This is a genomic window from Pseudarthrobacter sp. CC12 (genome assembly GCF_039907755.1).
Taxonomy (GTDB): Bacteria; Actinomycetota; Actinomycetes; order Actinomycetales; family Micrococcaceae; genus Arthrobacter; species Arthrobacter niigatensis.
In genome coordinates this window covers 12593-26067 of the sequence record NZ_JARDJH010000021.1, presented here as the reverse complement: position 1 = coordinate 26067, position 13475 = coordinate 12593, and the positions used below count along the sequence as shown (strand labels likewise).

Sequence of the window (13475 nt, the reverse complement as noted above, 5' to 3'; positions counted from 1 at the left end):
GATGGGTCCACCCGGCTGGCTGCCTCAGTCCTTCAGGTACCTGGCGAAGTGGTCCTCGATGCGCCGCCAGGCCTCGGGGGCGGATGCCGGGTCCGGCCCCACGCCCATGACCCGCATCAGCGGGCGGAGGAGTACTGGTCCGATTTCTTCGTCATTGAGGAAAGCATGGCCTGCGCCGGGAAACTCCTTCACGCTGTGCTCGATGCCCAGCTGGTCCAGGGCTGATTCGAGGCGCGCCGCGGCCCCCTTCAGGGACCTGTCCGCTCCGCCGTAGTTGGCCACGATGGGGCAGGAGCCACGCAGTGCCTCCACCAGGTCCTGCTGTTCCTTGCCCGGGAGCCGGCCGTAGTTGACGGAGGCGGCATCGAACCCGTCGCGCGCGGTGAGCAGGGCAAAGCCGCCGCCCATGCAGAATCCGATTACCCCGGTCCTGCCATTGCCCAGCTCGGACTGCGCCAGCCAGGTACGGGCTGTGGCGATGTCGGTGAAAGGCCTGCCGGCGCGGGCCGCCATGGCCCGCATGGTTCCCACCAGGCACCGCCGCGGGCCGCCGTCGCTGTACAGGTCCAAGGCCAGGGTAAGGTATCCGGCCTTTGCCAGCCGGTCCGCGTGCCGCCGGGTCTGGTCATCCAGGCCGAACGCTTCATGGATCATCACGACGCCGGGAAAAGGACCCTGTCCAGCAGGTACGGCGAGGTAGCCGTTCAGGGAGGGCGAGCCGCCGGCAGCGGCGCTCTCCGCACTCAGGTCTACATTCGTCATGGGCCAAGGCTAACCGGCCGGTCCGGGGATGTCTCGCCGGTTGCGCCCGGGAATTACTACGGCGGGTGGCCGGGGTGGTGCCGGGCGGTCCGCCGGGGCAGACTGGGGCCTGTGAGCGAACCGTGGGTGCTGCATGTGGACCTGGACCAGTTCATCGCGGCCGTCGAGGTGCTGCGCCGCCCCGAGCTGGCGGGCCGGCCGGTTATCGTAGGCGGCCGTGGCGATCCTGCCGAGCGTGCTGTGGTGTCCACAGCGTCCTACGAAGCACGTGCCTACGGCGTGGGATCGGGCACGCCGCTGCGGATCGCGGCGCGAAAAGTGCCGGACGCGGTGATCCTGCCCGTGGACCATGACGCCTATGTTGAGGCGTCCGGGAAGGTCATGGCGGTGCTCCGTTCACAGCCGGGAACCACGGTCCAGGTGCTTGGTTGGGACGAGGCATTCGTAGGCCTTGAAACGTCTGATCCGGAGGCCTTCGCCCGCCAACTCCAGCAGGCAGTCCTGGCGGAAACCCGGCTGCACTGCAGCGTCGGCATCGGCGACACCTTGGTCCGTGCCAAGGTCGCCGCCACCTTCGGTAAACCCGCCGGTGTTTTCCGGCTCACGGAGGACAACTGGCTGGAGGTCATGGGGGAGCGGCCCACGATTGAGCTGTGGGGTGTGGGAAAGGCGGTATCCCGCCGCCTCGCCACCTTGGGCATCAAGACCGTTGCTGAACTGGCAGCGGCCAACCCCGCTGACCTGGTTCCCGAATTCGGTCCAAAAATGGGGCCCTGGTATGCACAGCTTGGCCGGGGCGACGGTTCCCGGACCGTCGATGACACCCCCTGGGTGGCGCGGGGGCACAGCCGTGAAACAACCTTCCAGCGGGACCTGGCGGAGCCGCAACAGATTGACGACGCCGTCCGCGAGTTGGCGGCGCACGTCCTGGAGGATGTCGCTGCCGAGGGGCGGCCCGTGGTGGGCCTGACCCTGAAGGTGCGCTACGCCCCGTTCACCACCAAGACGTATGGCCGGAAAATCCCGGAGACCACCGATGCCGACGAGGTGTTGGCCAAGGCCCTTGACCTGGCGGCGAAGATCGAGCCGGGGCGTCCTGTCCGGCTCCTCGGGCTGCGGGCCGAAATGACCATGCCGGACGACTCGCGGCAGGGGCACACACCCACCCGCAGCGGTTGGTAACCCCAACCATTGCTCCGTACCTGTCGTTTTCAGGCCTCAAAACGACAGGTACCCGGCAGTCGATGGTTCGGTGACAGCGAAACGGCGGCAGATCCAGTGGATCCGCCGCCGTTTTGGGCTGTGGCAGCACGCCGTTCGCTGCGGCTGCCCCAGCAAGGACTAGTCGCGCTTGAATTCGTCCTTCACGCTCTCGCCCACCTTTTTGGCGTCTGCCTTGACCTGGTCGGCCTGGCCTTCTGCCTTCAGGCGGTCGTTGTCGGTCGCGTTGCCTGCAGCTTCCTTGGCCTTGCCGCCAAGGTCCTCTGCCGCGTTACTGATCTTGTCTCCGAGGCCCATGGTTCCGGCCTCCTTTCGTTTCCGTCGATCAACCGTGCCCCTTCACGATAAGCAAAGCCTGCTTACTATTTCAAGCCCTCCCGCGCGGTGTTCCTTGTCGGGGGCCGGGGCTAGGCTCGGGGATATGGACAAAGTGCGTGGCAAGCGCCCGGCAGCAGTTGCGGCACCCAGGCTCTCCCCCGTGGAGTTGCCGGGCCTCGAGGACTCGCCGGAAGTCGCTATCCAGCATGCCGGCAGGCATGACAACGTTCGGTTCAGCCGTATCGACGGGGATGGGTTGGAGCTTGGCGGAACGGTCTTTTCCGAATGCCTTTTTGAGGGTGCTTCCTTCAACGAGGCACAGCTTCGGGGTGCCTCGTTCCGCGACAGCATCCTGGGGGAGCTGTATGCACCCGTGTTCCGCGGTGCCCGCAGCACCTGGCGCGAGGTTGAGTTCCGCAATCCCCGCCTGGGCTCCGCTGAACTCTATGAGAGCGGCTGGCAGTCCGTCCGGATCGACGGCGGCAAGGTGGACTTCCTCAACCTCCGCGGGGCCAAGCTTACTGACGTGCTGATCAGCGGCTGCATCATCAACGAACTGGACCTGGGGGCCGCCACCGCAACAAGGGTGAAGCTGGAGGACTGCACCGTCGGATCGCTGGACCTGGCCGGAGCCACATTGAAGGACTTCGACATCAGGGGCACGGAATTCCGCAAAATCAGCGGCCTGGGCAGCATGTCCGGGCTTGTCATCGATGAGTACCAATTGGGCCTCCTGGCACCCCTGATCGCCGCGCACCTGGGGGTGACCGTCCTGTAACCGGATGCGCAGCATGACCCTGCCGTGTACCATTTACAGAACGAACGGTCGGTAAGTGGAGCATTCTGCTGTGCCGGCCGCCGATGACAGTGCTGTTTATCGCGTGAAGGGTGTTTCCATGGCTGCAACCGCAAGTCCGCAGGCTTTCCTTGTTGGCGGCGTCCGAACGCCCGTGGGCAGGTACGGAGGGGCGTTGTCCGCCGTGCGGCCGGATGACCTCGCTGCCCTCGTGGTCCGCGAAGCCGTGGCACGCGCCGGCCTGGACCCGGAAAGCATTGACGAAGTCATCCTTGGCAACGCCAACGGCGCCGGCGAGGAGAACCGCAACGTGGCCCGGATGGCCACCCTGCTGGCCGGACTGCCCCTGCATATTCCGGGAATCACGGTGAACCGGCTCTGCGCTTCCGGCCTCAGTGCCATCATCCAGGCCAGCCACATGATCAAGGCCGGCGCAGCTGACATTGTGATCGCCGGCGGGGTGGAGTCCATGAGCCGCGCCCCCTGGGTCCAGGAAAAGCCCACCAGCGCTTTCGCCAAGCCGGGCCAGATCTTCGACACCTCCATCGGCTGGCGTTTCACCAATCCCCACTTCCAGCACGGCGGCCTGTCCCGGGACGGCAAGATGACCTACTCCATGCCGGAAACGGCGGAGGAAGTAGCCCGGGTGGACGGCATCTCCCGTGAGGACGCTGACGCATTCGCCGTCCGGTCCCACCAGCTCGCTCTGGACGCCATCGAGGCGGGCCGGTTCAAGGACGAAATCGTGCCCGTCACAGTCAAGACCCGCAAGTCGGAAACTGTGGTGGACACCGACGAGGGCCCGCGCGCCGGTACCAGCATGGACGTTCTCGCGAAACTTAAGCCCGTGGCGCACGGCGGTTCCGTGGTGACGGCCGGGAACTCCTCGTCCCTGAACGACGGCGCCTCCGCCATTATCATCGCCTCCGAAGCAGCCATTGAGCGGCTTGGCCTCATTCCGCGCGCCCGCATCGTCGACGGCGCCTCTGCCGGCTGTGAGCCCGAGATCATGGGCATCGGCCCTGTGCCTGCCACCCAAAAGGTGCTCAAGCGAAGCGGCCTGAGCGTCGGCGACCTGTCCGCCGTCGAGCTTAATGAAGCTTTTGCCACGCAGTCCCTGGCCTGCATCCGCCGGCTTGGGCTGGAACCGGAGATCGTGAACCGGGACGGCGGCGCGATCGCCCTGGGGCACCCCCTCGGCTCCAGCGGGTCGCGGATTGCCATCACCCTGCTGGGGCGGATGGAACGCGAGGACGCGAAGTTCGGGCTTGCCACCATGTGCGTCGGCGTGGGACAGGGCACTGCGATGCTGCTGGAGAAAATCTGATGGCGGCGCCGGTGGACCTCGCGGCCGGGAACTTCTCCGCGCTCCTCGTTGAGGAGCGCGAGGACCGGGTGGTGGTGCTGCTCAACAGGCCCCAGGTAAAGAACGCGATCGACCAGCAGATGGTGGACGAACTCCACACAGTCTGCGCAGCCCTGGAACAAAACCCCAAGGTGCTGATCATCGCCGGCGTGGACGGGGTCTTCGCCTCCGGTGCCGATATTGCCCAGCTGCGCGAACGCCGGCGCGACGACGCCCTGCAGGGCATCAACTCCACCATCTTCGTGCGGATCGCCAAGCTGCCCATGCCGGTCATCGCCGCACTGGACGGCTACTGCCTGGGCGGCGGCGCGGAACTTGCCTACGCCTCAGACTTCCGCATCGGCACCCCCAACGTGCGGATCGGCAATCCGGAAACGGGGCTGGGGATCCTCGCCGCCGCCGGCGCCAGCTGGCGGCTCCGGGAACTCGTTGGCGAGCCACTGGCCAAGCAGATCCTGCTGGCGGGGCTGGTCCTTGGCGCCGACGAAGCCAAGGCCGCCAACCTCATCACGGAAATTCACGATCCCGCCGATCTCCTGGACGCGGCGCACAGCCTGGCCAACAGGATCGGGCGGCAGGATCCGCTGGCCGTCCGCATCACCAAATCCGTGTTCCACGCACCCGCAGAAGCGCATCCGCTCATCGACCAGCTGGCCCAGGGCATCCTCTTCGAGTCCCAGGCCAAATTCGACCGGATGCAGGCGTTCCTGGACCGCAATGCAGCGAAGAAGGCAGCCGCCTCCGCCAACCCCGCCGACGGAAAGTAGACCATGAGTAATTCATCAGTAGCCCCCGGCCTTCCCCCTTTCGTTGGCGTACTGGGTGGCGGCCGCATGGGCGCGGGCATCGCGCACGCCTTCCTGATCAAGGGCGCCAACGTGCTGGTGGTGGAGCGCGACGACGTTTCCGCCGAGGCCGCGCAGGAACGCGTGCAGTCCGCAGCGTTGAAGAGCATCGAACGGGGTGCAGTGGATGCCAACTTCGAAGAGCTGGTGACCCGGCTGACCGTCAGCACCGACTACGACGCCTTCAAAGACCGCCAGCTGGTGGTCGAAGCCGTCCCCGAAGACTGGGACCTCAAAGTCACGGCATTGAGGGGAATTGAGGAACGGCTGGGGCAGGACAGCTACATCGCGTCCAACACCTCTTCGCTGTCCGTCAACGGATTGGCCCGTGAACTGAAGCGGCCTGCGAACTTCCTTGGCCTGCATTTCTTCAACCCGGTACCGGCATCCACGCTTATCGAGGTGGTGCTGGGCGAACATACGTCTCCCGAACTTGCTGCCGCGGCCAAAACCTGGGTTGAGGCACTCGGCAAGACCGCCGTCGTCGTCAACGATGCTCCGGGGTTTGCCTCCTCCCGCCTTGGCGTGGCCATTGCGTTGGAAGCGATGCGGATGGTGGAGGAGGGCGTGGCATCGGCGGAAGACATCGACGCCGCCATGGTGCTGGGCTACAAACACCCCACCGGGCCGCTGAAAACCACTGACATTGTGGGCCTGGACGTCCGCCTGGGCATCGCCGAATACCTGCACTCGACGCTGGGGGAGCGGTTCGCGCCGCCGCAGATCCTGCGCGACAAGGTGGCGCGCGGTGAACTCGGCCGCAAAACCGGCAAGGGGTTCTTTGACTGGCCCAGCTAGGTGGGCCGCCGGCCGGAGCAAGGCCTAGTCAAAAAAGCCCACGATGTAGCCGATGAAGTACAGCAGGAACAGCAGCACGCCCGCTCCGATGGCCGCCAGCCAGAAGATCTGCTGACCTCGGCCGGAGCCCGGCTGGCGGGGCTCCTGGGTGCCCGCCACGGAACCTTCGCCCGGCGGGGTTTCTCCCGGCGGCACTCCACCGCCGGGCTCCAGGCCGGTGATCTTGTCGTCTTCCGGGTCCGGATTGGTTCCTGACACCTTAACTCCCTTGCCTTGCTCGCGGTCTGGGTTTTCCCAGCGTAACCGGCCCCGGTGATTGGTCCTAGGCTGGTGCAGTGACTTTCCTTGAACCCCTTACCCTGACCGGCCGGCATGTAATCCTGGAGCCGCTGGCGACGGAACACCACGACGGACTGCTGGAAGCGGCCAGGGACGGCGAGCTTTGGAAGCTCTGGTACACCTCGGTTCCGGAACCGGAGGCCATGGCCGCGGAAATCCGGCGCCGGCTCGCCCTGCAGGAGCTGGGATCCATGCTGCCCTTCACCACCCGGCTCATTGATCCGGGCACGGGCGGGCCGGGCCGCATTATCGGCATGACCACCTATATGAACATCGACCCGGCCACGCCCCGGGTGGAGATCGGCTCCACCTGGAACGCGGCGTCCGTGCAGGGGACAGGGACCAATCCCGACTCAAAGATGCTGCTGCTCCGGCATGCCTTCGAAGTGCTGGGCTGCCCGGCCGTGGAGTTCCGCACGCACTGGCTCAACCACCAGTCGCGGGACGCGATCGCACGGCTGGGCGCCAAGCAGGACGGCGTGCTCCGCAGCCATTCACGGACCAGCGACGGCAACCTGCGCGACACCGTGGTGTTCTCCATCCTGGAGCATGAATGGCCGGCGGTCCGCACCGGGCTTGAGCACCGGCTGGCCCGCCGGGGTTAGTGGGTGAGCCTTATATCGCCGTCGTGCTGCTGACCTCTTTATCTGATTCCCCTTTGAATGTGGATCTTCAGGCGTAGCTGCAGGGTATTGCCCTAGCCACTGGCCCGTCATGGGGGCTTTCTACCCTTCCCTGCAGAGGACTTTTGGGGGCGTCATCCAGGCGCGTGTGGTTAGCTGTGCTGGTGGGCGAACAGGGCAGGCCGGTGGGCTGGGATGGCGCCGTCAACGCGTGGCGGATATCCGGTGGAATCTACCGGATGGGGCGGCGGGAGTGGCTGACCGAAAAGGGCTGGAAACAGGCGTTCGACGACGGCGTCCGCACCGTGCTGGATCTCCGGAACCCCTCGGAGGGGCGGCGCCGGGACACGGATCCCGTGGTTCCGGCCAGTGCCTGGGCGGCCTTCGACGTGGTCCAGGCGCCCACAGAGGAGTCGGGCGATCCGCGGTTCACATCCGTCACCGGACCCTACCTGAACGATCCAGCCCACTATCCCGAGAATGCCAGGCTCTTCCCGGAGAAACTGGTGGGCGTCTTCCGGGCGCTGGCCCTTGCTGCACCCAAGGGAGACGTCGTGCTGCACTGCGCCGCCGGGCGCGACCGCAGCGGACTGGTGGCAGCCATGATCCAGGACCTGGCGGGTGACTCCGATGAGGAAATTGCCGATGGTTACCGGCGGGCCGCCCGCGGCATCAACGAGCGCTACCGCACGCATGGGCCGCCACACAGCCGGGAGCGATACCTGACAGAGGGGGAACTTAAGCCCCTGCTGGAGCAGCGCGGGCTTGCAGTGGTGGAATTCGTCCGCAATTTGGACACCCGCGGCTACCTCCTGGCCCATGGACTGCTGGAAGCGGAGCTTGATTCTGTTTCCGACCTCGCGTTCCGGAAGATAACCTTGTGACTTAAGTTACTGAAGTGACTGCTGATATTTGTTGATGGCAGTTGAAGTCACCGAGCGCCTCGACGCGGGCGTGGATGAGCGGAACGGCGAGCCCCATGAAGAAGATCTTTGCCGCAGGAACCATGGCCGGCGTGATGCTGTCATTCGGGTTGGCTGCCGGACCCGCAGTGGCCCAGCCCGTGCCGGCCACCCCGGACGTTCCCGTGGACACCACGGGGCCCTCCAGCGCTGGCCTGGCTGAGGCGCTTCGGCGTGATCTCGGCATCAGCATGGCCGAATTCAATGCTGCCGGCGAGCTCGGCCGCCGGGCCGCTGAGGCAGCGCCCGGCTTACGGACCCTGCCTGGCTTCGTGGGCATCAGCCTGGACGCCGGCACGATCAAGGTGCAGGGTGACGGGCCGGAGCTTCGGGCCAAAGTGGATGAACTGAACCGCTCGGGTCACGCGGACTTTGTGCTGGTTCCACCCAGGGCCACGCCCGCGTCAACACCGGCCGCCCCGTCCGCCGCCGCCCTGCAGGACACGCCGCCGGCATCTCCGCCGGCACCCGTGCTCGTCGCGGGCGACATCGACCAGCTGTACAGGGCCTACCTCCGCGACGTCGGACCCCAGGGCCTCCAGGCAATCGCCTACACCGGCGGCCATTTCGTCATCCGCACAGGGTCCGTCAATACTCCTGAGTCCGGAACCCAGGCAAACCAGCCGGAGGCCACCCCGGCCACCAGCGGGCCAACCGGCACCGGCAAGATGACGCCGGCGCAGTTTGTTGCCCTGTACACCAACGTAAAACTGGAGAAGGGCGCCGCGGTCAAAACCGAGGGGGATCTCCTGGGCGGACAGGGGTACTACGCCGACAACACCGCGATCTGCTCGGCCGGTTTCAGCGCGTTCAGCCCGGCGGGGCTGCCCTTGGTCCTGACTGCCGGGCACTGCACTGCTGACGGACTGGCACGGCAGGCGGCCGTGGAGCCTCCCGCGTGGGCGCCCGCCAGCGGCCCCGGTGCCGCCACGCCCCAACCGCTGCCTCCGCTGGCACCCTTGGGCACCTTTGGGTTCAGCCAGTTCGGCGGCCCCGGCAACTCGGCGGCAGCGGCGGACGGGTCCGTGGCCGGAACTGATATCGCCGTCATCCAAAACATCGCACCGTCGGTGACCCCCCTGCCGGCAACCACCACCTGGGCGTCTCCGGCGGCGCCGGACCCAGTCAAAATCATCGGAACCATGGCGCCCTGGCAAGGCCAGGACGTCTGCAGGTCCGGCCGCACGTCCGGCTGGAAATGCGGCACGGTCGATGCCGTGGGCATCTGGATGATGCCGGGCGAAAAGAGTCTTCCGCCCAACTACGACAACGATCTCCGGCCGGTCCGCGCCTTTGATTCATCGACGGTCAAGTCGAAGGGAGGGGACTCCGGCGGCCCGTGGATCAGCGGCAACTTTGCCGTTGGGACCCACACCGGTGCCGAGAGCGAGAACGGCGTCCAGACCCGGGCCATCGCAGCTACCCTGCAGGATGCCCTTGCGGTGCTGCCCGGCTACCAACTGGAATTGTTCCTCAACAAGCCTGCCGTCACGGCCCCCGCTGCCGGGAAGGCCTACCAGCCTGGCCAACAGATCAGCGGCCAGGTTCCGGCGGCTCCAGCATCTGCGGTCGCGGCAGGATCCTCGGTCCGTATCACCTTCCAGGGAAAGGATCCGTTTGAGGTGCCCGTGGACTCCGCCGGGACGTGGACCTTCACAGCTCCGCAGGATGCGGGCACGCTGCGGTTCACCGCGGAAACGGTCAACGGGTACAGCAGGTCCGGTGCGAACAGCTTCGAATTCGGGTCGGCTTCGCCGCCGGTTCTTCCGGCCAGCCCGGCACCGACCGCGCCGCCAGCAATGCCGGCCCCGTCATCACCCGCGCCAGCTACGCCCGCTCCGCCCGCTTCCACCGCAACCGCGCCTGCTCCGGCTGTCCCTGCCCCCGCAGATCCGTCACCCATGCCGCCCGCTGAAACTCCCGCCGTCGTACCTCCGCCGGTAGCCGGCCCGGCCACCAGCGCACCTCCCGCCGGACTTGCCAACACGGGCGGAAGCGGGGATGCCGGCAGCGGCGGACTGGCCTATACCGGACCATCCGGATTGGTGCCAGCGGCGGCTGGTGCGGGCGCTGCGCTGGTCATTGGGATCCTGCTGACGGTCATTGTCCGCCGCAGGAAGAGGCAGTCGGACTAGGGTTCCGTGGGGCAGCCGCCGCTACTTGTGGCGCTTCATGAGCAGGTTGGTGATGCGCAGCGTGCACAGCCGCTGGCCGGCCTCGTTGGTGATCAGCACCTCGTGGGTGGTGAGTGTGCCGCCCAGGTGGATCGGCGTGGCGGTGATGGTCACCTGGCCCTCACGCGCAGGGCGGTGGTGGGTGGCGGAGACATCCACCCCCACGGCAGTCTTGCCCATGGTGCTGGCATGGATCACCGCGGCCCAGGACCCCACGGCCTCGCCCACCGCCAGGGAAGCGCCGCCGTGCAGCAGCCCGAACGACTGCCTGTTCCCCGCCACGGGCATGGTGGCCACCACGCGCTCCACGGACTCTTCCAGGATCTTCACGCCCATCTTCTCGTCCAGCTCCCCAAGGGTGATCTTCCAGAGTTCGTGCTCCGAGGGCTGGCTTCCGGCATCATCTTTCGGGGCAGGGGCGTTCATGGTTCTCCTTTGGGGCGGCCAATTCAGTGCTGGCCTTCTAGTCTGCAGCACGGCACGTCATGTATGGTGAATATATTACCGAACGGACGGTCAGTAATGACCGGCCGGTTTGCCTGCCCCCTTGTTGGAAGGACCGTCAACGATGACCACCACAGCCACAGCTCCCCAGGCCACGGTCGACACCGTGGAGACAGTGCCCAGTTTTGTCATGGACGCCTGGTGGACGCCCGACGCCGGTTCCTCGGCTTCCGCGGTCCCCGTCCGGGACGCGAGCACGGGGGAGATCCTGGCCAAGGTGAGCACGGAGGGGCTGGACCTCGGCGCCGTCGTGGAGTACGGCCGCACCACCGGCCAGGCCGGACTGGGCCAGTTAACCTTCCACCAGCGCGCCCTGAAGCTCAAGGAACTGGCGCAGTACCTCAACGCGCGCCGCGAGCACTTCTACGCTTTCTCCTACCAGACCGGTGCCACCAAGATCGACTCGATGGTGGACATCGACGGCGGCATCGGCGTCCTGTTTACCTTCGGCTCCAAGGGCCGGCGCGAACTGCCCAACGCCCAGGTGGTGGTGGACGGCCCTATGGAAGTCCTTTCCAAGGACGGGTCATTCGCCGGCGAACACATCTACACCCGCATCCCGGGCGTCGCCGTACAGATCAACGCCTTCAACTTTCCGGTCTGGGGCATGCTCGAAAAGTTCGCCCCCGCCTTCCTCGCCGGTGTCCCCACCATCGTCAAGCCGGCCACCCCAACGGGATATGTTGCCGCAGCCGTGGTCAAGGCCATCGTGGAATCCAACATCCTGCCCAAGGGCTCCCTGCAGCTCATCTCCGGGTCGGTCCGCGGCCTGTTGGACGTGCTGGATTACCGCGACCTGGTGGCCTTCACCGGTTCCGCCTCCACGGCCAAGTCCCTGAAGGCCCACCAGAACGTTGTGGAGGGCGGCGTCCGGTTCACTTCGGAGACCGACTCCCTGAACGCCGCCATCCTTGGCCCGGACGCTGTGGAGGGGACCCCGGAATTCGATGCCTTCGTCAAGTCCGTGGTCACCGAGATGACGGTCAAGGCGGGCCAGAAATGCACCGCCATCCGCCGGGCCATCGTTCCGCAGGAACTGGTGCCGGCCGTGTCCGCGGCCATCGGCAAGCGCATCGCCGAGCGCGTGGTCCTGGGTGACCCCCGCGGCGAAGGCGTCACCATGGGCGCCCTCGCGTCCGTGGAACAGCTGCAGGATGTCCGTGCCGCCGTGCAGTCAATGCTCGACGCCGGCGGTGAGCTTGCGTACGGAACGCTCGATTCGCCGTCGGTCACCTCCGCCGATGGAACCACCGGGGTAGTGGACGGTGGAGCCTTCATGGCACCTGTGGTCCTGAACTGGGACAACCCGGAAGCCGAGGCAATCCATTCGCTCGAGGCTTTCGGGCCGGTGTCCTCCGTGATTGGCTACAAGGACCTGGCCGACGCCGTCCGCCTCGCCGCCCGCGGCGGCGGTTCCCTGGTGGCCTCGGTGTGCACCAACGATCCTGAGGCGGCCCGCGAACTGGTCACCGGGATCGCAGCCCATCACGGCCGCGTCCTGATGCTCAACCGCGAGGACGCCCGCTCCTCCACGGGGCACGGCTCACCCGTTCCCCACCTTGTCCACGGCGGGCCGGGACGCGCCGGCGGCGGCGAGGAACTGGGCGGCATCCGGTCCGTGCTGCACCACATGCAGCGGACCGCCATCCAGGGCTCCCCGAACATGCTCACCGCCGTCACCGGCGTGTGGCACACCGGGGCTGACCGCAACTTTACCGTGGAGACCGAAGGAACCCACCCGTTCCGGAAGCACCTGTCCACCCTGCGGATCGGCGACGCCGTCCGCTCGGACCTCCGGCAGGTCACCCTGGAGGACATCACGGCGTTCGCCAACTCCACCGGGGACACCTTCTACGCCCACACGAACGAAGAGGCCGCGGCAGCCAACCCGATCTTCCCGGGAATCGTGGCGCACGGCTACCTGCTGCTGAGCTGGGCCGCCGGACTCTTCGTGGAGCCTGCGCCGGGCCCCGTCCTGGCCAACTACGGCCTGGAGAACGCACGCTTCACCAAGCCGGTTGCCGCCGGCGATTCCATCCGCGTGACCCTCACCGCCAAGAAGATCACGCCGCGCGAGACCGACGAATACGGTGAAGTGGCCTGGGACGCCGTGCTCACCAACCAGGATGACGAGATCGTGGCCGCCTACGACGTCCTCACCCTCGTCGAAAAGTAGCCACACGCCCCATCACTTACTGTCGGTTCTTCCCACACGCCCCATCACTTCTTTGAAGAAATTGATGGGGCGTTTGGGTTTGGTGGGCGGGAGGTGATGGGGCAATTGGACGCGGTTCTTTTTGGGGCCGCCGGGCGTATGATTCTGCCCGTAGGAGGTGGCCCCAATGACCCTGAAAATGAACGCAGCCACAACCATCCTTCCTGTCGATGATGCAGCCCGTGCCCGCAGTTTCTATACCGAAAAGCTGGGGCTCCCGCACCGCGGAATGACGGACGATGGCAGCGAATTGCTCGGCACCGACGGCGGGCCGCTGTTGCAGCTGATGCCGGTCTCCGATGGCAGGCATTCGGACCACACGGCGCTGAGTTTTGAGGTGGCGGACATCGAGGCTGCGGTCCGTGACATGGAGGCGCGGGGCGTCATGTTCCAGGACTACGACCTGCCCACGCTGAAGACGGAAAACCACATTTGCACCACGGCATCCGAGAAGTGCGCATGGTTCATGGACACCGAGCACAATATCCTCTGCGTCCACCAGAACCTGGGCAGCGGGCCGGAGTACCAGGTCTAGGCATTCAGCACGCTGAC

At 66.4% G+C, this 13475-nt stretch carries 14 protein-coding genes; 10 read left to right on the top strand and 4 right to left on the bottom strand.

The window, feature by feature from the left end; translation table 11 throughout:
- Positions 1 to 24: 24 nt before the first annotated feature.
- Positions 25 to 762: a dienelactone hydrolase family protein gene (locus tag PV772_RS14615; RefSeq protein WP_141159453.1), complete on the bottom strand. Its 738-nt coding sequence runs from the start codon at positions 760 to 762 to the stop codon at positions 25 to 27.
- Positions 763 to 888: 126 nt separating this feature from the next.
- On the opposite strand from PV772_RS14615, the gene PV772_RS14610 reads away from it, so the two are divergent.
- Positions 889 to 1944 (top strand): DNA polymerase IV, encoded by a 1056-nt coding sequence (locus PV772_RS14610; RefSeq protein ID WP_347886649.1) that lies wholly within the window; start codon positions 889 to 891, stop codon positions 1942 to 1944.
- A 159-nt stretch (positions 1945 to 2103) separates the two neighbouring features.
- On the opposite strand, the gene PV772_RS14605 is transcribed toward PV772_RS14610, so the two are convergent.
- A complete protein-coding gene (locus PV772_RS14605) occupies positions 2104 to 2280 on the bottom strand; it encodes a CsbD family protein (RefSeq protein WP_043452369.1) in 177 nt (58 codons plus the stop codon).
- A 124-nt stretch (positions 2281 to 2404) separates the two neighbouring features.
- Between PV772_RS14605 and PV772_RS14600 the strand changes: the two genes are divergently transcribed.
- The 4 genes from PV772_RS14600 (at position 2405) to PV772_RS14585 (ending at position 6106) form a co-directional block, all read left to right on the top strand.
- Positions 2405 to 3079 (top strand): pentapeptide repeat-containing protein, encoded by a 675-nt coding sequence (locus tag PV772_RS14600; RefSeq protein WP_141159454.1) that lies wholly within the window; start codon positions 2405 to 2407, stop codon positions 3077 to 3079.
- Positions 3080 to 3197: 118 nt separating this feature from the next.
- Entirely contained in the window at positions 3198 to 4424 is a 1227-nt protein-coding gene (locus PV772_RS14595) for a thiolase family protein (RefSeq protein ID WP_347886618.1), read from the top strand.
- Entirely contained in the window at positions 4424 to 5230 is an 807-nt protein-coding gene (locus PV772_RS14590; protein WP_347886617.1) for an enoyl-CoA hydratase/isomerase family protein, read from the top strand. The genes PV772_RS14595 and PV772_RS14590 overlap by 1 nt, the downstream gene beginning before the upstream one ends.
- A gap of 3 nt (positions 5231 to 5233) precedes the next feature.
- Positions 5234 to 6106 carry a 3-hydroxyacyl-CoA dehydrogenase family protein gene (locus PV772_RS14585; RefSeq protein WP_347886616.1) on the top strand — a complete coding sequence of 291 codons (873 nt, stop codon included), beginning with the start codon at positions 5234 to 5236 and terminating at the stop codon, positions 6104 to 6106.
- A gap of 24 nt (positions 6107 to 6130) precedes the next feature.
- Here PV772_RS14585 and PV772_RS14580 read toward each other — a convergent pair whose 3' ends face one another.
- On the bottom strand, positions 6131 to 6364 hold the full coding sequence (locus tag PV772_RS14580; RefSeq protein WP_141159459.1) for a DUF6480 family protein: 234 nt from the start codon (positions 6362 to 6364) through the stop codon (positions 6131 to 6133).
- A 77-nt stretch (positions 6365 to 6441) separates the two neighbouring features.
- Between PV772_RS14580 and PV772_RS14575 the strand changes: the two genes are divergently transcribed.
- The 3 genes from PV772_RS14575 (at position 6442) to PV772_RS14565 (ending at position 10165) form a co-directional block, all read left to right on the top strand.
- Positions 6442 to 7050 (top strand): GNAT family protein, encoded by a 609-nt coding sequence (locus PV772_RS14575; RefSeq protein ID WP_347886615.1) that lies wholly within the window; start codon positions 6442 to 6444, stop codon positions 7048 to 7050.
- Positions 7051 to 7253: 203 nt separating this feature from the next.
- Positions 7254 to 7952, top strand: coding sequence for a tyrosine-protein phosphatase (locus PV772_RS14570; protein WP_347886648.1), 699 nt, complete (start codon positions 7254 to 7256; stop codon positions 7950 to 7952).
- A gap of 95 nt (positions 7953 to 8047) precedes the next feature.
- Positions 8048 to 10165 carry a S1 family peptidase gene (locus PV772_RS14565; protein ID WP_347886614.1) on the top strand — a complete coding sequence of 706 codons (2118 nt, stop codon included), beginning with the start codon at positions 8048 to 8050 and terminating at the stop codon, positions 10163 to 10165.
- 21 nt (positions 10166 to 10186) lie between these two features.
- On the opposite strand, the gene PV772_RS14560 is transcribed toward PV772_RS14565, so the two are convergent.
- Complete coding sequence (locus tag PV772_RS14560) at positions 10187 to 10630, bottom strand: hotdog fold thioesterase (RefSeq protein WP_347886613.1); 444 nt, start codon at positions 10628 to 10630, stop codon at positions 10187 to 10189.
- 142 nt (positions 10631 to 10772) lie between these two features.
- Here PV772_RS14560 and paaZ point away from each other — a divergent pair, with 142 nt between their 5' ends.
- Both paaZ and PV772_RS14550 read left to right on the top strand, forming a co-directional pair.
- A complete protein-coding gene (gene paaZ / locus PV772_RS14555) occupies positions 10773 to 12884 on the top strand; it encodes a phenylacetic acid degradation bifunctional protein PaaZ (protein ID WP_347886612.1) in 2112 nt (703 codons plus the stop codon).
- A 178-nt stretch (positions 12885 to 13062) separates the two neighbouring features.
- Complete coding sequence (locus PV772_RS14550; protein ID WP_347886611.1) at positions 13063 to 13458, top strand: VOC family protein; 396 nt, start codon at positions 13063 to 13065, stop codon at positions 13456 to 13458.
- Positions 13459 to 13475: the final 17 nt, after the last annotated feature.

Coding starts and splice junctions, on each gene's coding strand:
- PV772_RS14560 (WP_347886613.1), bottom strand. CDS start 10,630: ATGAACGCCCCTGCCCCGAAAGATGATGCCGGAAGCCAGCCCTCGGAG.
- PV772_RS14595 (WP_347886618.1), top strand. CDS start 3,198: ATGGCTGCAACCGCAAGTCCGCAGGCTTTCCTTGTTGGCGGCGTCCGA.
- PV772_RS14600 (WP_141159454.1), top strand. CDS start 2,405: ATGGACAAAGTGCGTGGCAAGCGCCCGGCAGCAGTTGCGGCACCCAGG.
- PV772_RS14615 (WP_141159453.1), bottom strand. CDS start 762: ATGACGAATGTAGACCTGAGTGCGGAGAGCGCCGCTGCCGGCGGCTCG.
- PV772_RS14605 (WP_043452369.1), bottom strand. CDS start 2,280: ATGGGCCTCGGAGACAAGATCAGTAACGCGGCAGAGGACCTTGGCGGC.
- paaZ (WP_347886612.1), top strand. CDS start 10,773: ATGACCACCACAGCCACAGCTCCCCAGGCCACGGTCGACACCGTGGAG.
- PV772_RS14585 (WP_347886616.1), top strand. CDS start 5,234: ATGAGTAATTCATCAGTAGCCCCCGGCCTTCCCCCTTTCGTTGGCGTA.
- PV772_RS14590 (WP_347886617.1), top strand. CDS start 4,424: ATGGCGGCGCCGGTGGACCTCGCGGCCGGGAACTTCTCCGCGCTCCTC.
- PV772_RS14550 (WP_347886611.1), top strand. CDS start 13,063: ATGAACGCAGCCACAACCATCCTTCCTGTCGATGATGCAGCCCGTGCC.
- PV772_RS14565 (WP_347886614.1), top strand. CDS start 8,048: ATGAAGAAGATCTTTGCCGCAGGAACCATGGCCGGCGTGATGCTGTCA.